Origin of the sequence: Methylosarcina fibrata AML-C10 (assembly GCF_000372865.1) — a bacterium.
Classification (GTDB): Bacteria; Pseudomonadota; Gammaproteobacteria; order Methylococcales; family Methylomonadaceae; genus Methylosarcina; species Methylosarcina fibrata.
The window spans coordinates 2322687-2346446 of sequence record NZ_KB889965.1 but is presented as its reverse complement, the minus strand read 5'-3'; the positions used below and the strand labels follow the sequence as shown (position 1 = coordinate 2346446).

Sequence of the window (23760 nt, the reverse complement as noted above, 5' to 3'; positions counted from 1 at the left end):
TTACGCGTTGGAACCGCTGGCCAAAGGCCTACGACCACCAAACCCCGGTGCACGAACTGATCCGCCGCCAGGCCCAGGCGCAGCCCGACGCGTTGGCGCTGATTGCGGGCGAAGCGAGCCTGAGCTATGCCGAACTGGACGCTCGGGCCAATCGGCTGGCCCACCGCCTGCTCGCCGAAGGCCTGGGCCGGGAAAGCCGGGTGGCGCTGCTGCTGCCGCGCGGCATCGAGGCCATCCTCGCGATGCTGGCGGTGCTGAAAGCCGGCGCTGCCTATTTGCCGCTCGACCCCGAACAACCCGCCCAACGCCTGGCCGAACTGATCGCCGATGCCGGCGTCAGCCTGATCTTGCATCAAGACTACCTGCGCGCCCAACCCACATGGCTGAATCTGGCCGAGCTCGACCTGTCGAACCAGCCCGCCACGCCGCCCGAGGTAAAAATCCACCCCGAACAACTGGCCTACCTGATCCTGACCTCCGGTTCCACCGGCAAGCCCAAGTGCGTCGCGGTGGCGCACGGCGCGTTGACCCGGCATATCCAGGCCGCCGGCGATTTGTACCGCTACACCCCGGCCGACCGCGCCTTGCATTTCGCCGCCTTCACCTTCGATGCCGCGATGGAGCAATGGCTGGCGCCGCTGTGCTACGGCGCCGGCGTGGTGCTGGGCTTCAGCCGCTGGACCGGCGACGACACCTTAGATTCGGTGCAAACTCACGGCGTGACCGTCGTCTACCCGCCGACCAGCGCCTTGCTGCATCTCGCCGACGCCGTGTCCGCGCGCGGCCAGACCCTGGCGCTGCGCATCGCCTGCGTCGGCGGCGAAGCCGTATCGTCCGCTGCCTTGGCTAAGCTCCGCGCCGCCTTGCAACCTGAAATGATTGTCAACGGCTACGGCCCGACCGAAACCGTCATCACCCCGCTGGCCTGGCAGGCCGATGCGCGTGAAGTCACCGGCTACGCACCCATCGGCACGGCCCTGGGCGAGCGTAGCCTCTATATTCTTGACCCTAACCTCAACCCGGTTCCCTTGGGTGCGGTCGGCGAACTCTATCTCGGCGGCCCGTGTTTGGCGCGCGGTTACTTCGGCCGCGCCGGCCTGACCGCCGAACGCTTCATCCCCGACCCGTTCGGTGCCGACGGCGGCCGCCTGTACCGCACCGGCGACTTGGTCCGCTTTGGTCTGGACGGCATCGTCGCCTACCTCGGCCGCGCCGACCAGCAAATCAAACTGCGCGGTTACCGCATCGAACCCGGCGAAATCGAAGCCGCGTTGCGGCAACTGCCCGGCGTCGACGACGCCCACGTCCTGTTGCGGGACGATAACGGCCGCCGCTATCTGGCCGCCTACTTGCAACCCGGCCCGCACGGCGGCATAGCGACCGACGAAGCGATCAAAACCGCGCTGGCCGCCCGCCTGCCGGACTACATGGTCCCGGCCCGCTTCATCCGGCTGGCGCAATTGCCGCGCACCGCGCACGGCAAAATCGACCGCCGCGCCTTGCCCGTGCCCGACGCCCCGGCCCGCCGTGAGCCACAAGCCCCGACCCACCCGACAGAAGCGGTGCTGGTCCAACTCTGGCAAGACTTGCTCGGACGCCACGACATCGGCATCCACGACAACTTCTTCGAACTGGGCGGCGACTCCATCATCTCCATCCAACTGGTCAGCCGCGCCCGCGCCCAAGGCCTGCGCTTTACTCCCAAAGACCTGTTCCAGCAGCAGACCATCGCCGGCCTGGCTCAAGTCGTCCAGCGCCTAAACCTGGACGATCCTGAGCAAACCGAGCAAGCGCAAGCGCCCGCCACGGGCCCCGCGCCGCTGCTGCCGATCCAGCACGTGTTCTTCGAACAACAGTTGTCCACTCCGGCGCACTGGAACCAATCGCTGCTGCTCAAAGCCCGCCGGCCGCTGGACCGTGCCGCGCTCGAACCAGCCCTGCACACCCTGGTCGAACACCACGACAGCCTGCGCCTGCGTTATGTGCAAAAACAAGGCCAATGGCAACAACGCTATGCCGAGATTCAACCTGCGGAAAGCCTATTAGAACAACACCTCGTCCAGGACGCGGCCCACATCACCGCGATTGCCCAACAGGCGCAGCGCAGCCTGAACCTCGAACACGGCCCGCTGTTCAAGGCCGTGCTAATCGATGTCGCCGACGGCAGCCAGCGTTTGTTGCTGGTCGCCCACCACCTGATCGTCGATGCCGTGTCCTGGCGCCTCCTGCTGGAAGATCTGCACCGCCTTTATCAGCAAATCCGGCAAGGCCAAGCGCCGCAACTGCCCGCCAAAACCGCCAGCTACCAAGCCTGGGGCAGGGCATTGCAAAACTATGCCCAAAGCCCGGGCCTGCAAGCCCAACGCGGCTACTGGCAGGCGCAAGGCGAAGACCAAAGCCAAACCGACACAAGCCTTTGCAACTGGCCCTGCGACCACCCGCAAGGCCGGGCCGAAGCCCGCGACCGCGTCAGCCAGACCCTGACCCTGAGCGCCGAGCGCAGCCGCCAGCTCCTGCACGACGCCAATCCGGCCTACCGCACCCGCATTCAGGAACTGCTGCTGGCGGCCCTGGCGCAGACCCTGTGCGAATGGACCCGGCAAACCGACATTGCCGTCGCTCTGGAAGGCCACGGCCGCGAAGCCGAGCTCATGCCGAGCGATAATCCGCAAGCCGCTCTCGACCTGAGCCGCACGGTCGGCTGGTTCACCAGCCTGTACCCGGTCAAACTCAGTCCGCAAACGAGCGAGGTCGACACCGTCAAAACCGTCAAGGAACAACTGCGCCGAGTGCCGGATCGCGGCTTGGGCTACGGCGTATTGCACTACCTGAGCCCGACCAACCAACACCCAGCGGACGCGCGGCACGAAGCCTCCGTCAACCCAGCCAGGCCCAGAGTCTTGTTCAACTACCTCGGCCAACTCGACAGCAGCTTCAGCGACGACGCCCTGTTGCAACCGGCCGCCGAAGACAGCGGCGACGAACGCGACCCGCAGACGCCCTTGGCCTACGAACTGGAAATCAACGGCGAAATCTACCAGGGCCAATTGCGCCTGCACTGGAGCTACAGCCGCGAGCGCTACCAAGCCGACACGATCAAAACCCTGCTCGAACGCTACCAGCTGCACTTAAACCGATTGCTCGACCATTGCCTGCAAGCGGAACCGACATTAACCCCGAGCGACGTGCCGCTGGCCAACCTCAGCCAAGCCCAGCTCGACGCGCTGCCGATCCCGCACGCCCAGATCGAAGATGTCTACCCGCTCTCGCCCATGCAGCAGGGGATGCTGTTTCACGCCTTGCAGCACGGCGAGCAAGATCCGTATTTTTATCAACGGGTGTTTTCGTTAAACGGCGCACTGGATGTAGCGCGTTTTCATGTCGCCTGGCAGACGGCGGTCGATCGGCGTCCGGCCTTGCGTTCGTCATATTTGTTCGAAGACATGCAACTGCCGCTGCAAGTCGTGGGTAAAAGCCGAAGCGTCGAATTGCGCCAAGCCGATTGGCGCGGGCTGGACGCTGACCAGCATTGGCGGCAATTGCATTCATGGTTGGCCGACGAACGCAAGCAAGGTTTCGACTTCGCCGGCCGGCGCGGCTTCGAGTTGTCGTTACTAAGGGTGGGCGATGCCCGTTGGTGGCTGGTCTGGAGCCACCATCACATTGCCTTGGACGGCTGGAGCATGGGCCTAGTGCTACGCGACGTGATGCGCGCCTACCACGACGATGCGCCGGTTAGTCAGCCGGACTATGCCGATTATCTGCGTTGGCTGGCCTCGCGCGACCACGCCGCCGCGCTGGCATTCTGGCGCGAATCGCTGCAAGGGTTTAACGGCAGCACGCCTTTACCGCTGCCTGCCGAAGCCATGCCGGCCGGGGAGCGCGGAAGCTACCGGGAAATCGAAACCAGCCTGTCGATTGACGAAACCGCGCAAGTGCAAGCCGCTGCGCGTCGCCACGGCGTGACGGTCAGCACCTTGCTGCAAGCGGCTTATGCATTGTTGCTGGTCCGGCATGGCGGCGGCGAGGCTTTGTTCGGCGTCACGGTGTCCGGGCGTTCGGCTAATGTCGATGGCATAGACGAAATGGCCGGCCTGTTCATCAACACCTTGCCGCTCCGCGTCAGCTTGCCGGGCGCTCGGGATGTGACTAGCTGGTTGCAAGCGATTCAACGCCAGGCCGCGGCGATGCGCGATTACGAATTCACTCCGTTGGTTGAGATCCAGCGCGCGGCGGGTTGCGAAGGGCAGAATCTGTTCGAGGCGATTTTGGTGTTCGAAAACTATCCGCTGGACGAGGTGTTGAAAAGCCAGCGCGATGGTCTGCAAGTCGGTTTGCTGGACGCAGAAGCACCGGCCGGCGTGCTGCGCCACGACCTCGGCCGTAACAATTATCCGTTGAGTCTGATTGCCGGCCTCGATAATCACCTGCATTTGACCTTGTCAGGGGAACGCCAGCGCTTCCTGCCCGGCGCGCTGGAATTGCTCGCCAAGCGTTACCGTTATCTATTGCAGCAATTGATAACTGTGGGTGTCACCACGCTTGCCGACATTCAATTGCAGCCGCTACCGGCTTTCTCGCTGGCCGTTGCCGATGGCGAAATCGCCCTATTGTCCGGCGTGGACGTGGCGCGCGGTGAACTTGATTATCCGCATGTGTTGGCTGCCTGGGAAAGCCACGTCATCGCACAGCCTGACGCGATTGCGGTTCGTGATAGCATCGCCAGCCTGAGTTTTGCCGAACTGAATCGCTCCGCCGCGCGTCTGGCCGCAGTGCTGCAAGGCATGGGCGTCAACACCGAAACGGTGGTCGGCGTGCTGTTCGAGCGTTCCGTGCAATTGCCGCTCAGCCTGCTGGCGGTGTTGAAGGCCGGCGGCGTGTATTTGCCGCTCGATCCCGCGTTGCCCGACAGTCGCTTGCACGACTTGCTGCGCGACAGCGGCGCGACGGTGCTGCTGACTGGCGACGCCGATGCCCCACGTTTTGCGAATTGCGGTGTGGCGGTGTTGAATCCGGATGCCGTCGCACGGACCGACGGCGTAGCGGAATTCGCGGCGATGCCGATTCATGCCGAGCAAGCCGCCTACCGGATTTACACCTCGGGTTCCACCGGCCATCCCAAAGGCGTGACGGTCAGCCACGGCGCTCTGGACCGGTATTTGCAAGGCGTGTTGCCGCGCCTGGACTGGCCGCGAACCGCGATTTTGGCGATGGTTTCGACGCCGGCCGCGGACCTTAGCCATACCGTGTTGTTCGGCGCGATGTATAGCGGTTGCGCTTTGGTGTTGATCGATGCCGAAACCGCCGCCGACCCCGACCGTTTCGCCGCGGCGATGCGGGAAAACCAGGTCGACGTCTTGAAAATCGTGCCCAGTCATTTGCGCGGTTTGCTGCAAGCGGCTAATCCGGCGGACGTGCTGCCGAACCGATTGCTGATTTTGGGCGGCGAGGCCTGCGACGCGGAATTACTGGCGACGGTGCGCCGTTTGAAGCCGGGCTGCCGCATCGTCAATCATTACGGCCCGACCGAAACCACGGTCGGCGTGTTGACCCACGAAGTTACGGCAGAAGCCGCTCCAATCGTTCCGGTCGGCACGCCGTTGGCCGGGACATGCGCCTATCTGCTCGACGCCGACTTGAATCCGTTGCCGAACGACGTGCCCGGCGAGTTGTACATCGGTGGCGGCAGTTTGGCGCGCGCCTATCATGGCAAGCCCGGCGCCAGCGCCGAACGCTTTCTGCCCGATCCGTTCCACGCCGGTGCCCGCATGTACCGCACCGGCGACCGCGCCATATTGCGCGGCGGACGGCTGGTATGGCTGGGTCGGGCCGACGACCAGGTCAAGATACGCGGTTACCGCGTCGAGCCCGGCGAAGTAGCCAAGGTCTTGCGCGGCTTGCCGGGCGTCGCCGATGCGCTGGTCATCGCCGAGCCCAACGAACAGGACGGCCGTCTGCAGCTATTGGCCTATGCAGTCGCCGAGCGCGCGGCAAGCCTGGACATCACCAATCTCAATACACAATTGGCCGCTCTGTTGCCGGATTACATGCTGCCGGCGCACCTGATGGTATTGGAGGCAATACCGCTGACCGCGAACGGCAAAGCGAACCGCAAGGCGCTGCCGCGGCCGCAAGCCAAGGCGCGTTCCAGCGTGGCGCCGCGCAACGACACCGAAAGCAAGCTGGCCGCGATTTGGCAAACCGTATTGAAACGAGAGCCAATCGGTGTCACCGACAATTTCTTCGAGTTGGGCGGCGATTCGATTCTGAGCCTGCAAATCATCGCCCGCGCCCGCAAGCAGGGCATTAAACTGACGCCGAAACTGTTGTTCGAGAGGCCAACCATCGCCGAACTGGCGGCGGCCGGCGCTGTGCCGGTCGCGGAAAACCGCCAGACCGCCATTCCGCGACTGGCGGTCGAAGGCCCCCGTCCATTGTCCTACGGTCAGGAACGGCTGTGGTTTTTGGCGCAGCTGCAGCCGGACAATAACGCTTACCACATCAGCGGCGGATTGCGCATCCATGGCCGGCTTGACGACAATGCGTTACGCCTGGCTTTTCAAGGTTTGGCGAAGCGCCATGCCATGTTGCGCACCCACTTCGTCGAGGTCGAGGGCAAGCCGATGCAGCTGGCCGATGCGGCGCTTGCGTTGCCGTTGCGAATTTTGACGGGAGCCGAGGCGGTGCTGAGCAAAACAGCTGAGAGCAATGTGCCGTTCGATTTCGCCACAGGGCCGATGTGGCGGGTCGCGCTGGTCAAATACGGCGAAGATCGTCACGAACTGTGGTTGACCATGCATCATATCCTGGCCGACGGCTTGTCGGTCGGGCGGTTGTTGGAAGAATTCTCCGAACTTTATGCCGCGACCGTCGAAGGCCGTGAAGCGCATTTGCCGACGCTAGCCATCGAGTATGCTGATTACGCTGCCTGGCAGCGGCAATGGCTGGCGGCGGGCGAGGGGGAACGGCAGGCGCGTTACTGGCAAAACCAGCTCGGCGGCGAGCAGCCTGTCTTGGAATTGCCGTTTGATCACCCTCGACCGGAACGGATGTCCGGAGCCGGCGCATCGCACGCCTTCGTGTTGCCGGTTTCGGTCGGTCAGCGCCTGAAGCAAGTAGCCGTGCAAAGCGATACCACGCCGTTCGTCGTTTTGTTTGCCGCATTCGCGGCCTTGCTCTACCGCTATAGCGGCCAGCCGGACATCCGTATCGGCGTGCCGGTCGCCAATCGCCAGCGTCTGGAAACCGAGCCTGTGCTCGGCTTTTTCGTCAACACTCTGGTGATCAAGGCCGAGTGTCGCGGCGACCGGCGTTTTCAAGACTGGCTGGCGCAAGCCAAGCAAACCGTGTTGGCGGCGCAGGAGCATCCCGATCTGCCGTTCGAACATCTGGCCGAATTGCTGCAGCCGGAACGAACGATGAACCGTAATCCGTTGTTCCAGGTGTTGTTCAACCACCAAAAACGCGACCTCAGCGCGTTGAATGCGCTGCCGGGTTTGAACATCGAGCGCATCGTCAGCGAACCGGCCGCCGCGCAATTCGATTTGAGCCTAGCGACCGAAGAAGATGACGACGGCGTGTTCAGCGGCAGCTTCGTTTATGCCGCCGAATTGTTCTTGCCCGAGACGATTACCCGTCTGAGCGAACATTTTCAGCGCTTGCTGGCCGGTTGTCTGGCCGAAGCTGATCAGCCGTTGGCTGGTGTGGATTTATTAAGCGAAGCGGAACGAGTGCATCAATCGTCCTGTAACGCCACCGAGACGGCGTATCCGCCGGGCCTGGCGCATGAATTGATTAGCCAAACCGCTACGGTTCAGCCCGCTGCGCCGGCGTTGCTGTTCGGCGATGCGGCGATGAGCTACGCCGAACTGGAAAGCCGCGCCAATCGACTGGCGCATTATCTGATCGACTTGGGCGTCGGCCCGGAAATGCCGGTCGGCATTGCCGTCGAGCGCTCGTTCGAACTGGTGGTGGGTCTTTTGGCCATCGTCAAGGCCGGCGGCGCCTACGTGCCTCTGGACCCGGACTACCCGGACGAACGTTTGGCTTATATGATCGAAGATTCCGGCATCGGCTTATTGCTGAGCCATGGCGCGGTGATCGACAAGTTCCGGGCTATTTGCAGTACCTCAGAGAAGGAATGCGTGGCCTACGATTTGGATAACTCGGACGTGTCAGGCTTTCCCGGCAGCGCGCCCTTGGCCAACCTGAATCCGTCCCATCCGGCCTACATTATCTATACCTCCGGCTCCACCGGCCGGCCCAAAGGCGCCACCAACACCCATGCGGCGCTGGCCAACCGCCTGCGCTGGATGCAGCAAGCCTACGCCATTGGTCCCAACGATACCGTACTGCAAAAAACCCCGTTCAGCTTCGATGTCTCGGTGTGGGAATTCTTCTGGCCCTTAATGACCGGCGCCCGCCTGGCGATTGCAGCGCCCGGCGCACACCGCGACCCCGCCGCGCTGGCCGACACCCCTGCGGCGCCAGCAAGTGACGACGCTGCACTTCGTGCCGTCCATGCTGGCCGAATTCGTCAACCAGCCAAATCTGCCGAATTTTCCGGCCTTGAAACGCATCGTCTGCAGCGGCGAAGCCCTGTCGGCCGACCTGCAACAGCGCGTATTCGAACGTCTGCCCGGCGTCGAACTGAACAACCTGTACGGCCCCGACCGAAGCCGCCATCGACGTCACCCACTGGACCTGCCGCGCCGACGGCCAGGCCAGCGTACCGATCGGCGAGCCGATCGCCAACATTCAAATCCACATTCTGGATCGGGACCTGAATCCGCAACCCGCGGGCGTGGCCGGCGAGCTGTATATCGGCCGGTATCGGCCCTGGCGCGCGGCTATCACCATCGCCCCGGTCTGAGCGCCGAACGCTTCCTGCCCGACCCGTTCGGCAGCGGCGGCCGTCTGTACCGTACCGGCGACCTGGCCCGGCGCCGTGCCGACGGCGGTCATCGACTACCTGGGCCGTATCGATCAGCAGATCAAACTGCGCGGCCTGCGCATCGAACTGGGCGAGATCGAAGCCGCCTTGCTCGGCCAGCCCCGGCATCCAGGAAGCCGTTGTGTTACTCAAAGACGCCGCCGGCGGACCGCGCCTGGTCGCCCTACTGGCCGCCAACCCCGAGGCCGCAGACGATACCGCCTTGCAAAACGCCCTGCGCCGGCAACTGCCCGCCTACATGCTGCCGTCGGCGCTGATACGGCTGGACAGCCTGCCGAAAACCGCCAACGGCAAACTGGACCGCAAAGCCCTGCCGGCGGCGAGCTGGCAAGGCCAAACCTTCCGCGCGCCGCAGAGCGCCACCGAACAAAACCTGGCCGCGATCTGGCAGGACTTGCTCGGCGTCGAACAGGTCGGTCTGGACGACAACTTCTTCCAGCTCGGCGGGCATTCGTTGTTGGCAACCCGCATGGTGGCGCGCATAAGAGAGATTATGAACATAAACCTCGGCTTGGCCAGCGTGTTTGAAACCAAGTGCCTTGCCGAATTGGCGGCATTGGTCGGCCAAGCGGACGACAGCGAAGTCGACGACGAAACCTTGGCGGAAATGGGCGATTGGTTGGATGAATTGGAGATGTCGTGAGGGAGGATTATGCCGAAGGTATGGATTGATTCCCCTTATACCGACCGAGCATCGCAGCTTTTGACGGGAACAGCCTTCGTCAAAAGCGAGAAGCATTTCATCCTTGAATTTAAAGTCCTGAATTGTGTCGGGCCCCGCGTCGCAATATCGAAAGCTTAAAAATAATATGAAATTTAAAATCGACAACGCCACCTCTCATCAAGCACAACCTAAATCGGCTCCACCCGGCGAGGATTTGGTGCGCCGGTTTGTCGGCTTGCCGTTGGCAAAACAAAAATTGTTTCTGCAAAAGCTGGCCGAGCAGGGGAGGGATTTCGCCAAATTGCCGATTCCCGAACGCCTGTGTGGGGACAGCGATATACCGCTTTCGGTGGCGCAGCAAGGTTTATGGATTTTGGGCCAACTGGACCCATCGAGCACGGCCTACCACATTGCCGGCGGGGCGCGCATCGTCGGCGAACTGGACTGCGAGGTGTTGACGCAAGCCTTTGGCGTGCTGGCGCTGCGCCACGATGCATTGAGAACCGTGTTTTATGCGGTCGACGGCCAGCCCCGCCAGCGGATTCTGCCGGCCTTCGACGTGGACTTGGCGTATCACGATGTCCGCGAGTTGCCATGCGGCGAGGCCCAGGCCCAAGCCGCACAACTGGCCGAACAATCAGCCCGGATCCCGTTCGATCTGGAACGCGGTCCGCTGTGGCGGATGCTGCTGGTCCGCTTGCCGGCGCAAGAGGGCCAAGCCTGCCACGAATTGAATCTGACCCTGCATCATCTGATCGCCGATGGCTGGTCGCTGAACCGCTTGTTGGCCGAATTCGCCGAATGCTACGGCGCGATTCAAGCCGGCCGCGAACCGCGCTTGCCGCTGTTGCCGATTCGTCATGCCGACTTCGCGTCCTGGCAACGCCACTGGCTGGAAGCCGGCGAAGCCGAACGCCAGCTGGCCTACTGGACCGGGTGGTTGGGCGGCGAACAACCCGTTATCGAACTGCCCTACGACCGCGCCCGCCCGGCCGAACCCAGCCAGCGCGGCGGCCGCGTCAACTTCGTGTTGCCCGAAGCCGTCAGCCAAGCGCTTCCGGCCGTGGCGCGGCAACACGGCGTCACCCCGTTCATGCTGCTGCTGGCCGCCTTCAACGTGCTGCTGTACCGCTACAGCGGCCAGAACGACCTGCGCATCGGCCTGCCCGTGGCCAATCGCAACCGCCCGGAAACGCAACACCTGATCGGCTACTTCGTCAACACCGTGGTCTTGCGCAGCCAGATTAACGCGCAAAGCGGTTTCGACACCCTGCTGCAACACACCAAGCAGACATTGCTGCAAGCCCAGGCTCATCCCGACCTGCCGTTCGAACATCTGGTCGACGCCCTGCAACCCGAACGCCGCCTAGGGCAAAACCCCTTGTTCCAGATCCTGATCAATCACCAGCAAACCGACATCGGCCTGTTGGCGCAGCACGAGGACTGGCAAATCGAAGCCCTGGACCGCGACAACGGCGCCGCCCAATTCGACTTGAGCCTGGATACCTGGCAAGACAGCCGAGGCCGCATCGGCGGCTTCTTCACCTATGCCCGCGATCTGTTCGACGGCGCCACCATTGAACGCCTGGCCGGGCATTACCAAAACCTGCTCGCCCAACTCCTGGCCCAACCGCAGGCAGCCATCGCCGCCCACGGTCTGCTCGGTGCCGAAGAAGCTCGGCAACTGCAAGCCTGGAACACTTGGCCAAAGACCTACGACCACCAAACCCCGGTGCACGAACTGATCCGCCGCCAGGCCCAGGCGCAGCCCGACGCGTTGGCGCTGATTGCGGGCGAAGCGAGCCTGAGCTATGCCGAACTGGACGCTCGGGCCAATCGGCTGGCCCACCGCCTGCTCGCCGAAGGCCTGGGCCGGGAAAGCCGGGTGGCGCTGCTGCTGCCGCGCGGCATCGAGGCCATCCTCGCGATGCTGGCGGTGCTGAAAGCCGGCGCTGCCTATTTGCCGCTCGACCCCGAACAACCCGCCCAACGCCTGGCCGAACTGATCGCCGATGCCGGCGTCAGCCTGATCTTGCATCAAGACTGTCTGCACGCCCAACCCACATGGCTGAACCTGGCCGGCCTCGACCTGTCAACCCAGCCCGCCACGCCGCCCGAGGTAAAAATCCACCCCGAACAACTGGCCTACCTGATCCTGACCTCCGGTTCCACCGGCAAGCCCAAGTGCGTCGCGGTGGCGCACGGCGCGTTGGCTCGCCATTGTCTGGCGATCGGCGAGCGTTATGCGATGCAACAAGACGATGTGGCCTTGCATTTCGCCGCCTTCACCTTCGATGCCGCCATGGAGCAATGGCTGGTGCCGTTGATCAACGGCTGCCGCTTGCTGGTGCGCGAGACCCTATGGAGTGCCGACCAGGCCTACGATGCGTTGCTGCGCTACGGCGTGACCTGGTTCGAAATGCCGCCCGCCTATTTGCTCGAAATCGCCCGTTGGGCCGAACCGCGCGGTTTGCGCCTGCCGCTGCGGGCCTGTTCGGTCGGCGGCGAAGCCGTGCCCAAGGAAAGCCTGGCGATGATCCGCCGTTTGGTCGGCGACGCGCCGATTCTGAACGGCTATGGCCCCACCGAAACCTTGATCACGCCCTTGGTGTGGACCGCATTGCCGGACAGCGTTTGCGACACCGCTTACGCGCCGATCGGCACCGGCGTCGGCGAGCGCGCGCTTTACGTGTTGGACAAAGATCTGAATCAACTGCCGCTCGGGTCGGTCGGCGAACTCTACCTCGGCGGCCCGTGTTTGGCGCGCGGCTACCTTGGCCGGCCCGATCTGAGCGCCGAGCGTTTTTTGCCCGATCCGTTCACCGCCGACGGTACCCGCATGTACCGCACCGGCGATTTGGTACGCTTTCGCAACGACGGCAACGTCGATTATTTCGGCCGTAACGATCATCAAATCAAGTTGCGCGGTTTCAGAATCGAATTGGGCGAAATCGAAGCCCAGGCCTTGTCCCATCCCGGTGTCGCCGAGGCTGTCGTGGTCGCGGATGGCGACGGCCATGCCAAGCGCCTATTGCTTTACGCGGTAGGCGCAACCGACGCGAAAAGCCTGAAAAACCACCTGTGCCAGCGCCTGCCGGACTACATGGTGCCGGCGCACGTGCAAATCCTCGACCAATTGCCGCGCTTGAGCAGCGGCAAATTAAACCGCCATGCCTTGCCCAGGCCGGAAGCTCAGGCCGGCGACGCTCACCGCGTGCCGCAAACCTCGGTCGAGCGCGATTTGGCGGCGATCTGGCAGGCCGTGCTCGGTGTCGAGCGGGTCGGCGCCGACGACAATTTTTTCGAACTGGGCGGCGATTCGATCATGGCGATTCGTTTGGTCAGCCGCGCCCGCCAAGCGGGATGGTCGTTGACGCCCAAGGACTTGTTCCTGCATCAGACCGTCGCCAAACTGGCTGCCAATGTACAGGCGATACCGACACAAGTCCCCCGCGAACCGGCGGCTAAAGTCGTCGGCGAAGCGCCTTTAACGCCGATTCAGGCCCAGTTTTTTGCGCAAGCCATGCCCAATCGCAATCATTGGAATTTGTCGCTGTTGCTGCAACCGAAAACCGAACTCGATGCCGCCCGTTTGGCAAAAGCGGTCGGTCGATTGCTTGAGCATCACGACGGCTTGCGCCTGCGTTACCGTTGGCAGCAGGGCGTCTGGCGCCAATTTTATGCCGAGGCCGATACGGCAGCGGTGTTCGAGCATCTGCACGTCGAAGGCGCCGCCGCGATCGCTAAGCTGGCGGAACACGCGCAACGCAGTCTGAGCCTGCAACACGGTCCGTTATTTAAAGTGGTACTGTTAGGAGTTGCCGACGGCGGCCAGCGTCTGTTGCTGGTGGCGCATCATTTGTTGGTCGACGGCGTATCCTGGCGCATTGTGCTGGAAGACCTGCAAGCCCTGTACGACGAAATCGAAGTGTTGCCGGACAAAACCGCATCGCTGCGACAATGGGGCGAATGTTTACGCAATTACGCCGCCAGCGAGAGTCTGAAACGGCAATTGCCGTATTGGCAAGGCGTGTTGCAAAACGCCGCCGAACCGCCGCGCGATTTTGCATCAAGCAACGGCTGTTTCGGCGATGCGCGGACCTTGACGCTGGAAATCGACGCCGAACGCACGCGGCGCTTGTTGACGCAAGCCCCGGCCGCCTACCGCACGCAAATCAACGATTTGCTGCTGGCGGCATTGGCGCGGGTAATGTGCGCCTGGTGCGGCGGCGAGGTAGTGGTGGATTTGGAAAGCCACGGCCGCGAGCCGGTTTTCGACGGCTTCGATCTGAGCCGCAGCGTCGGCTGGTTTACCGGCGTCTATCCGGTCAAACTGGCCGACGCCACCGACATCAGCGCGACGATCAAGGCCGTCAAGCAAAGCCTGCGCGACGTGCCGGACGCCGGCCTGGGTTTCGGCGTTTTGCAATATCTGGCCGGCGACGGCGAGCGCGCGGCGCTGAGCGCCTTGCCGCAAGCGAAAATCGGCTTCAATTATTTCGGACGGATCGACGCCGAAGCCGGTAATTTTGCGCTGGCTTCGGAAACGGCCGGCGATGACCACGATCCCGCCGCGCCGCTGCCTTACTGGCTGGAAATCAACGCCCAGGTGGTAGGCGGCAGGCTGCAATTGCGTTGGCGTTACAGTGCCATCCAATACCGCGACGAAACGGTGCAGGCTTTGCTGGCGCGTTATCGCGAGGAATTATTGGGCATCGTCGAACATTGCTTGAGCGGCGCCAGCGGCGCCACGCCGTCGGATTTTCCGCTGGCAAGCTTGACGCAGGCGCAACTCGACGCCTTGCCGCTGGCGTTTGCCGAGATCGAGGACATCTATCCGCTGTCGCCGATGCAACAGGGCATGCTGTTTCACGATTTGCTGGCGCCGGAAACCGGGGTTTATGTCAACCAAATGAGTCTGGATATCGACGGTCTGGACAGCGATCGTTTCGCCGCCGCCTGGCGCCGGGCCATCGCCCGGCATGCGCTGCTGCGAACCGCGTTTCTGTGGCGCGGCGAGTCCGAGCAGCCGTTACAGATCGTCTACAAACAGGCGCCGTTGTCGTTGGAAATTCTTGATTGGCGCGGCGGCCGGGAGATCGGCGAGGCGGATTTGCAAGGCTTGCGCAACCAGGACCGGGCGCGCGGCTTCGATCATGCTCGGGCGCCTTTGCTGCGTATGATATTGGTGCGTTTGTCGGAACGGCGCTGGCATTGGATTTGGACCAGCCACCATAGCTTACTCGACGGCTGGAGCACGTCACAGCTCTTGGGCGAGGTATTGGACGATTACGTCGGCAACCAGCGCCATGCCGGTTCGGCAACGTACCGCGACTACATCGCTTGGCTGAGCCGCCGCGATGCGGCCGCGGCCGAGACCTTCTGGCACGCGCGTTTGTCGCTGCTGGACGAACCGACTTTGCTCGCCGATGCCCTAGCCAAACCGATGAGCGGACAAGGGCACGGTAGCCAGGTTTGCCGCCTGGATGCGGCGGCAACCGCGCGTTTGCAGACCTTCGCCCAGCAACAGCGCGTCACCTTGAATACGCTGCTGCAAGCGGCCTGGGCCTTGTTGCTCGGGCGTTATTGCGGGCGTGACACAGTCGCGCTAGGCGCGACGGTATCCGGCAGGCCGGCCGATTTGCGCGGCGTGGAGTGCATCGTCGGCTTGTTCATCAACACCTTGCCCTTGATCGCGCGCATAAAAGCAGGGCAAAGGGTCGGCGACTGGCTGCGCGAGTTGCAGCAGGAAAATCTGGCCATGCGCGACTACGAGCATACGCCGCTCTACGACGTGCAGCGTTGGGCGGGGCAGGCGGGAACGGCTTTGTTCGATAGCTTGCTGGTGTTCGAAAACTTTCCGGTCGATGCGGCTTTGGCAAACAGCGCCAGCGGTTTGAGCTTCGGTTTGCCGCAGCATGTCGATACCACGCATTATCCCTTGACCTTGAACGTCAGCATCGGCGAAACCTTGGGTCTGGCCTACGGGTATTGGCTGGACCGTTTCGACGCGGAGACGGTGGCTCGCATCGCCCGTCATCTCGAGCAGTTGTTGTTTGCATTAGCCGAGAATGCCGAATGCCGATTGGGCGAAATCGTGCTGCCGGCGGCGGAAGAATTGGGCCATCAAGCGACCCAGAACACCGCCGAGACGGCGTATCCGCCGGGCCTGGCGCATGAATTGATTAGCCAAACCGCTACGGTTCAGCCCGATGCCCCGGCGTTGCTGTTCGGCGATGCGGCGATGAGCTACGCCGAACTGGAAAGCCGCGCCAATCGACTGGCGCATTATCTGATCGACTTGGGCGTCGGCCCGGAGATGCCGGTCGGCATTGCCGTCGAGCGCTCGTTCGAACTGGTGGTGGGTCTTTTGGCCATCGTCAAGGCCGGCGGCGCCTACGTGCCGCTGGACCCGGACTACCCGGACGAACGCTTGGCTTATATGATCGAAGATTCCGGCATCGGCTTGTTGCTGAGCCATGGCGCGGTGATCGACAAGTTCCGGGCTATTTGCAGTACCCCAGAGAAGGAATGCGTGGCCTACGATTTGGATAACTTGGACGTGTCCGGCTTTCCCGGCAGCGCGCCCTTGGTCAACCTGCATCCGTCCCATCCGGCCTATATCATTTATACCTCCGGCTCCACCGGCCGGCCCAAAGGCGCCACCAACACCCATGCGGCGCTGGCCAACCGCCTGCGCTGGATGCAGCAAGCCTACGCCATCGGTCCCAACGACACCGTACTGCAAAAAACCCCGTTCAGCTTCGATGTCTCGGTGTGGGAATTCTTCTGGCCCTTAATGACCGGCGCCCGCCTGGCGATTGCAGCGCCCGGCGCACACCGCGACCCCGCCGCGCTGGCCGACACCCTGCGGCGCCAGCAAGTGACGACGCTGCACTTCGTGCCGTCCATGCTGGCCGAATTCGTCAACCAGCCAAATCTGCCGAATTTTCCGGCCTTGAAACGCATCGTCTGCAGCGGCGAAGCCCTGTCGGCCGACCTGCAACAGCGCGTATTCGAACGTCTGCCCGGCGTCGAACTGAACAACCTGTACGGCCCGACCGAAGCCGCCATCGACGTCACCCACTGGACCTGCCGCGCCGACGGCCAGGCCAGCGTACCGATCGGCGAGCCGATCGCCAACATTCAAATCCACATTCTGGATCGGGACCTGAATCCGCAACCCGCGGGCGTGGCCGGCGAGCTGTATATCGGCGGTATCGGCCTGGCGCGCGGCTATCACCATCGCCCCGGTCTGAGCGCCGAACGCTTCCTGCCCGACCCGTTCGGCAGCGGCGGCCGTCTGTACCGTACCGGCGACCTGGCCCGGCGCCGTGCCGACGGCGTCATCGACTACCTGGGCCGTATCGATCAGCAGATCAAACTGCGCGGCCTGCGCATCGAACTGGGCGAGATCGAAGCCGCCTTGCTCGGCCAGCCCGGCATCCAGGAAGCCGTTGTGTTACTCAAAGACGCCGCCGGCGGACCGCGCCTGGTCGCCTACCTGGCCGCCAACCCCGAGGCCGCAGACGATACCGCCTTGCAAAACGCCCTGCGCCGGCAACTGCCCGCCTACATGCTGCCGTCGGCGCTGATACGGCTGGACAGCCTGCCGAAAACCGCCAACGGCAAACTGGACCGCAAAGCCCTGCCGGCGCCGAGCTGGCAAGGCCAAACCTTCCGCGCGCCGCAGAGCGCCACCGAACAAAACCTGGCCGCGATCTGGCAGGACTTGCTCGGCGTCGAACAGGTCGGTCTGGACGACAACTTCTTCCAGCTCGGCGGGCATTCGTTGTTGGCGATGAAACTGGCCGGCCGTATATCCCAGCATTTTCAGATCGAGCTTGGCGTGCGGCGAGTGTTCGAAGTTGGTTCCTTGTCTGCCTTGGCGGCCGAAATCGACGCCTTGTTACCGGATTCGCCAACCCTGGATTTGCAGGGCGAATTGGCGGACGCGCTGGCTGAGTTGCAGGGGATGTCGACTGAGGATTTGCGGGCTTTGTTGGCCGAATAGGAATTCATCGCCCATACGGAGCGCTGTCAATTCGTCGCGAAAGTATTAAGAAAATTTGAAAATAGAAAAAGCATTGATGCAAAACCCACTCGCCAATTTACATACCCTGAGTCCGGAACAACGCAAGGCACTGATCCTGCTTCTGAAAAAACGCGGCATCGACATAGGGCAATTCCCGATTGCCAGCGTCGGCCGCGATACGGCGCTGCCGTTGTCTTACGGTCAGCAACGGCTGTGGTTTTTGGCGCAACTCGAGCCGGATAGCAGTGCCTACCACATCGCCGATGCGGTGTATTTGCACGGTGAAATTAACGCCGACGCAGTGCAGTGCGGTATCGATAAACTGGTGATCCGGCACGAAAGCCTGCGCACCGTTTTTGCAAACGAAGGCGGAAAACCGGTGCAAATCGTCCGCGGCGATAGCCCGGTAAAAGTCCGGCGCCTGGATTTTTCCGTTCAATCCGGCGACACTGATGAGTTGGTTAAATGCCAGGTCGAAAAACTGGAGCGCGAGCCGTTCGATTTGGTTAACGGGCCGCTGATGCGGGTGGCGTTGCTTAAGTTGGCGAGCGAGCGCCATGTTTTGGTCTGGGTGCTGCACCACATCGTCGCCGACGAATGGTCGTTGAATATTTTGCTCAACGAATTTGCCGAGCTGTACCACGGCTTTTGCCAAAGCCGCGAAGCGGCGCTGCCGGGCTTGCCGATAGGCTACGCCGATTTCGCGGTTTGGCAGCGGCATTGGCTGGAGGCCGGCGAAATGGAGCGGCAACTGGCGTATTGGCGCGAGCGCTTGGGCGAGGAGATGCCGCAACTCGAATTGCCGCTGGACAAGCCCAGACCGGCGCAACCGAGCGATGCCGGGGCCAAATTCGAGATAAGTTTGCCCGATGGCACGGCTGGCGCGCTACGCGAAATTTGCCGGCGCCAAGGCGCGACCGTATTCATGGGTTTGTTGGCCATGTTTTACCTGCTGCTGTACCGTTACAGCGATCAGAATAAGCTTCGGGTAGGCGTGCCGGTCGCCAACCGCAACCGCCGCGAAACCGAAAACCTGGTCGGTTTTTTCGTCAACACTCAGGTGTTGCAAGTCGAACTGGACGGTAGCCTGAACTTTCAGCAAGTGCTGGCGCGGGTCAAAGAAACCGCGCTTGGCGCGCAGGCCCACGCCGACTTGCCGTTCGACCAACTGGTAGAGGCGCTCAGCCCGCACCGCAGCCTGGAACGTACTCCGCTGTTCCAGGTGATGTACAACCATCAATACCAGCAGGCCGATACCGCCGGGGCGCTCGGCGCCTTGCAAATCGCACCGTTTCCGCGCGACGCGCACACGACGCAATTCGAGTTGATCCTGGATACTTTCGAAAACGTAAACCGCAGCATAAGCGCGATTTGGACGTATGCGAGCGATTTGTTCGACCAGGCAACCATAGCGCGGATGGCTGGGCATTTTAGCCGCTTGGCCGAAGCGGCAACCCGGCAGCCCGAAACGGCATTGCGGGATTTAGCGTTGCTCGATCCCGCCGAGCTGGATCGTGTGCTGGCAAAGCCGTGTTTAGCCTACGAATTCGCCGATTTGCCATCGTTAATCCGCCGCCAGGCCCAAACCCGGCCCGCTGCGGTTGCGCTGATAGCCGACGCGGAGCGGACGAGTTACGCCGAGCTGCACAGTCAGGCCAATCGTTTGTCGCATTATTTACTGGATCAGGGCCTGCGTCCCGGCGCCGTGGCGGCTTTGAGCCTGCCGCGTTCGGTGGAGATGCTGGTTGCCTGTCTGGCGGTGTGGCAATGCGGCGCGGCGTTTCTGGCCCTGGACCCCGAGTATCCGGCCGAGCGTTTGCGCTACATGCTGGACGATGCCGGCGCCGAATGGCTGATCGGTTGCGAGGCGACGATCGGCAGGGTGGATGCGGTCAATGCAGTCAAACGGATAGACCTCGCCCAACTCGACTTGTCCGCCTACCCCGATATGCCGACCGACGTGGCGTTACACCCGGAAACGCCAGCCTATCTGATCTATACCTCCGGTTCCAGCGGCCGGCCCAAAGGCGTCGTTGTCGCTCACGGCCCGCTGGCCATGCATTGCGAAGCGATGGCGGAGCTGTATGCCTTGCAGGCGCAAGAAACCTGTCTTCACTTTGCCTCGTTCAGCTTCGATGCCGCGATAGAACAATGGCTTGTGCCGCTGTTGCGTGGCGCCACGCTGGTCATCGGCGATCCGGCACAGTGGAGCGTCGACCGGACCCTGCAAGCCATTCGGGATCATGCGATTAGCCGTATCGACGTGCCGCCGGCCTATCTGGCCGAACTGGCTCGCCAGCTCGAAACCCCGGAACAAGCACCACCATTGATAGGCTGCACCGTCGGCGGCGAAGCCCTGCCGCGCGACAGCTTGGCCTTGATCCAAAGCCGCTTGCGCCCCGAGCGTTTATTCAATGCCTATGGCCCCACCGAGGCCGTGATTACTCCGCTGGTCTGGCAGGCCGATACCGAATGCAGCGGTATCTACGCCCCGATCGGCCGTTGCATCGGGGCCCGCACCGCCTACGTGCTGGATGCCGACCTGAATCCATTACCGGTTGGCGTGGCCGGCGAACTGTACATCGGCGGCTTGGGCTTGGCGCAGGGCTATTGGCACCGGCCGGGACAAACCGGTGAACGCTTTCTGCCCGACCCGTTCACTGCGGCAGGATTGCGCATGTACCGTACCGGCGACCGGGTGCGGCGGCGCGCCGACGGCAGCATCGACTACCTGGGCCGGGTCGATGAGCAAATCAAGCTGCGCGGCTTTCGGATCGAACTCGGCGAAATCGAACAAGCCTTGCTGGCCCAGCCCGGCGTGCGCGAAGCGGCGGCTAAAGTCGGTGCCGGCGGGCGACTGCTTGGCTACGCCGCCGGCGAGCAAACCCAAATCGACGGCGACCGATTGCGCAGCGCCCTGAGCCGGCGGTTGCCGGGCTACATGGTTCCGGCGCAGATCGTCGTGCTGCCCGAGTTACCCAAACTGCCCAACGGCAAACTGGACCGCAAGGCGCTGCCGGAGCCGGAGCGGATCGGCCAAAGCCGCATCGAACCGCGCAACGACACCGAGCGGCAACTGGTGCGGATTTGGCAAGAAGTGCTCGGCCTGGAAACGGTCGGCATCGAGGATAATTTCTTCGAGCTGGGCGGCGACTCCATCGTGTCTTTGCAAGTGGTCAGCCGCGCCCGCCAAGCCGGCTGGCAGTTGGCGCCCAAGGATATTTTTCGCCATCAAACCGTGGCTGCGCTGGCGCAAGCGGCAACCGCTTTGCCAGCCTCCGATGCGGTTGATGGCCTGGGCGATAAGGCGGAAGGCGAGGTGCCGTTGACGCCGATTCAGGCCGAGTTCTTTGCCACCGATATTCCCCAGCGCGGACATTGGAACCAATCGGTGCTGCTGGCGACCGGACAAGCATTGCAGGCCTCGACGCTGGCCGAGGCCTTACACCGTTTGTGCGAACATCACGACGCCTTTCGTTTGCGTTTCGACGAGCATAGCGGCTGGCGCCAGCATTACGCCGGCGAAGCACAGGATTACGATTTGCTTTGGCAACGCGATGCGGACGATGCCGAACAAATCACGGCAATCGCCGAGCAGGTGCAGCGCAGCCTGGACTTGATGCACGGTCCCTTGTTACGGGCGGCTTATATCCGCGTCTCCGACGGCAGTTACCGCTTGTTGGTCGTGATTCACCATTTGATCGTCGACGGCGTATCCTGGCGCATCGTGCTGGAAGATTTGCAAACGCTGTACCGTCAGCGCAGCGCCGGCAATATGCCGGTGCTGCCGGCCAAAACCGCCTCTTACCGAGCCTGGGCCGAGTCCTTGCAAGGCCGGGCCGCGCAAATCGAAGGGCAACTGGATTACTGGCGCGCGCAACTGGCGGCAACGGATTTGCCTGTCGATTTTGCCGGCCGGCAAGGCGCGGCCGCCGACGCCGAGACTGTGACCGTCGAGTTAAACGAAACCACCACCCGACAGTTACTCAGCGAATGTCCCGCCGCCTACCGCACCCGCATCGACGAATTGTTGTTGGCGGCGTTGGCGCGGGTGTTGTGCCGCTGGAGCGGGCAGGGCGCGGTCAGCATCGATTTGGAAGGCCACGGCCGGGAAGGCTTTGCCGGGGCCCCGGACGTCAGCCGCAGCGTCGGCTGGTTCACCAGCTTGTATCCGGTGTTGTTGACGCCGGCAGACGATTGGGCCGGGACGATCAAAACGGTCAAGGAACAATTGCGCGCCGTCCCCGAGCGTGGTTTGGGTTTTGGTTTGTTGAAATATCTGGCCGGCGATGAAATTCGGGCGCAACTTAACCGCCTGCCCAGGCCGGCCCTGTGTTTCAATTATCTAGGGCAATTCGATGCCAGTTTCGCCGCCGACGGCTTGTTCCGCCCGGCCGGCGAAGCGCGCGGCGACGAACGCAACGCCGGTGCGCCGCTGGATTATGCGCTGGAAGTCAACGGCCAGATCTATGACGGCCGTCTGGCGATGAACTGGAGCTACGACCGCTGCCGTTACCGCCCCGAAACCGTCGCCGCGCTGGCGGAGAACTTCAATTTCGAACTGGCCGCGCTGGTCGAGCATTGTCGGCAGGGATCGCAAGGCGCCACGCCTAGCGATTTTCCGCTGGTCGGTTTGACGCAAGCGCAGCTGGATGCCTTGCCGCTGCCGGTGGCGGAGATTACCGGCATTTATCCGCTGACGCCGATGCAGCAGGGCATGCTGTTTCACAGCTGGTACGAAAACGATGCCGCCAGTTATGTCAGCCGCTTCGACGTGCGCCTGGAAGGCCTCGATGCCGGCCGTTTCGCCGCGGCGTGGCGGGTGGCGATGCAACGCCACGCGGTACTGCGCACGGCGTTTTATGCGCCGGCGGACTGGCCGCAAGCCATGCAGATCGTACACAAGCATTTGCCGCTGCCGTTGATCGAATTTGATTGGCGCGGCCGCAGCGACGCCCATGCGGCCTTGTCTGGCTTGCTGCAAGAGTTGCAGGCGCAGGGTCTGCCGACCGACAGCGCGCCGCTGTTCAAACTGGTGTTGGTGCGCCTGCAAGACGCCGTTTTCCATTTCATCTGGCTCAGCCACCATCTGTTGCTGGATGGCTGGAGCAGCGCCCGCTTGCTCGGCGAAGTGCTGACTAGCTATCGCGGCGATACCCCGCCGCCACCGGCAGCGGAATTCAGCGACTACATCGCCTGGCTGGCCGAACGCGATCCTGTCGCGGTCGAACGCTATTGGCGGCAACGCTTGCTCATCCTGGAAGCGCCGACGCGTCTGGCCGACGCGCTGCCGTGCCGCACCCCTGGGCAGGGCTATGCGCTGCATGCCTTGCAGATAGAGGGCGACGATTTTGCGGCCCTGCGCCAAACCGCACAGCGTGCCAAATTGACGATCAATACCCTGGCGCAGGCCGCCTGGTGTCTGTTGTTGCAGCGTTATTGCGGCGGCGGGGCGGTTGCCTTCGGCGTGACCGTGTCGGGCCGGCCCGGCGATCTGCCCGGTGCGGAGGAAATGGTCGGTTTGTTCATCAATACCTTGCCGATGATTCAGGCGCCGCGCGCCCATCATGTGGTTAGCGACTGGCTGCAAGCACTGCAACAAGCCAATCTGGAACTGCGCGAAGTCGAAAGTACGCCGCTGGTCGACGTGCAGCGCTGGTGGGGCCGGCCGGGCGAATCACTGTTCGACAGCTTGCTGGTTTTCGAAAACTACCCGTTGTCGGAAGCCTTGCGCCGGCGGTCGGAAGACGGTTTGAAGATACACGGCGAGAGCCACCGCGAAACCACCAATTTCCCGTTGACGCTGGCGGTGCAGAGCGGCGACAGCGCCTTGCAAGTAGTGTTCGATTACGACCGCCGCTATTTCGATAAAGAAACCGTCGCGGATGTGGCCTCGTATTTTCGGCTGCTGTTGACCGCTTTGCTGAACCAACCGCAAGCGAAAATCGGCGAGTTGTTTGCGTTGAGCGAACGCGACGAGGCCTTATTTACGCGTTGGAACCGCTGGCCAAAGGCCTACGACCACCAAACCCCGGTGCACGAACTGATCCGCCGCCAGGCCCAGGCGCAGCCCGACGCGTTGGCGCTGATTGCGGGCGAAGCGAGCCT

At 62.8% G+C, this 23760-nt stretch carries 4 protein-coding genes and 2 pseudogenes; all 6 read left to right on the top strand.

Annotated elements, in window-relative coordinates; all coding sequences use genetic code 11:
* Positions 1-47: 47 nt before the first annotated feature.
* A pseudogene (locus tag A3OW_RS24745) lies at positions 48-8462 on the top strand (amino acid adenylation domain-containing protein); the annotation flags it as partial.
* A gap of 58 nt (positions 8463-8520) precedes the next feature.
* Positions 8521-8610: pseudogene (locus tag A3OW_RS29085) on the top strand (hypothetical protein); the annotation flags it as partial.
* A 73-nt stretch (positions 8611-8683) separates the two neighbouring features.
* Positions 8684-8872 (top strand): hypothetical protein, encoded by a 189-nt coding sequence (locus A3OW_RS29080; protein WP_408605670.1) that lies wholly within the window; start codon positions 8684-8686, stop codon positions 8870-8872.
* Positions 8787-9596 (top strand): phosphopantetheine-binding protein, encoded by an 810-nt coding sequence (locus A3OW_RS24735; protein ID WP_408605669.1) that lies wholly within the window; start codon positions 8787-8789, stop codon positions 9594-9596. The genes A3OW_RS29080 and A3OW_RS24735 overlap by 86 nt, the downstream gene beginning before the upstream one ends.
* Before the next feature lie 166 nt (positions 9597-9762).
* Positions 9763-17631: a non-ribosomal peptide synthetase gene (locus tag A3OW_RS0110995; protein WP_051091810.1), complete on the top strand. Its 7869-nt coding sequence runs from the start codon at positions 9763-9765 to the stop codon at positions 17629-17631.
* A gap of 76 nt (positions 17632-17707) precedes the next feature.
* A partial coding sequence (locus A3OW_RS28280; protein ID WP_051091809.1) for a non-ribosomal peptide synthetase occupies positions 17708-23760 on the top strand: 6053 nt, incomplete at its 3' end.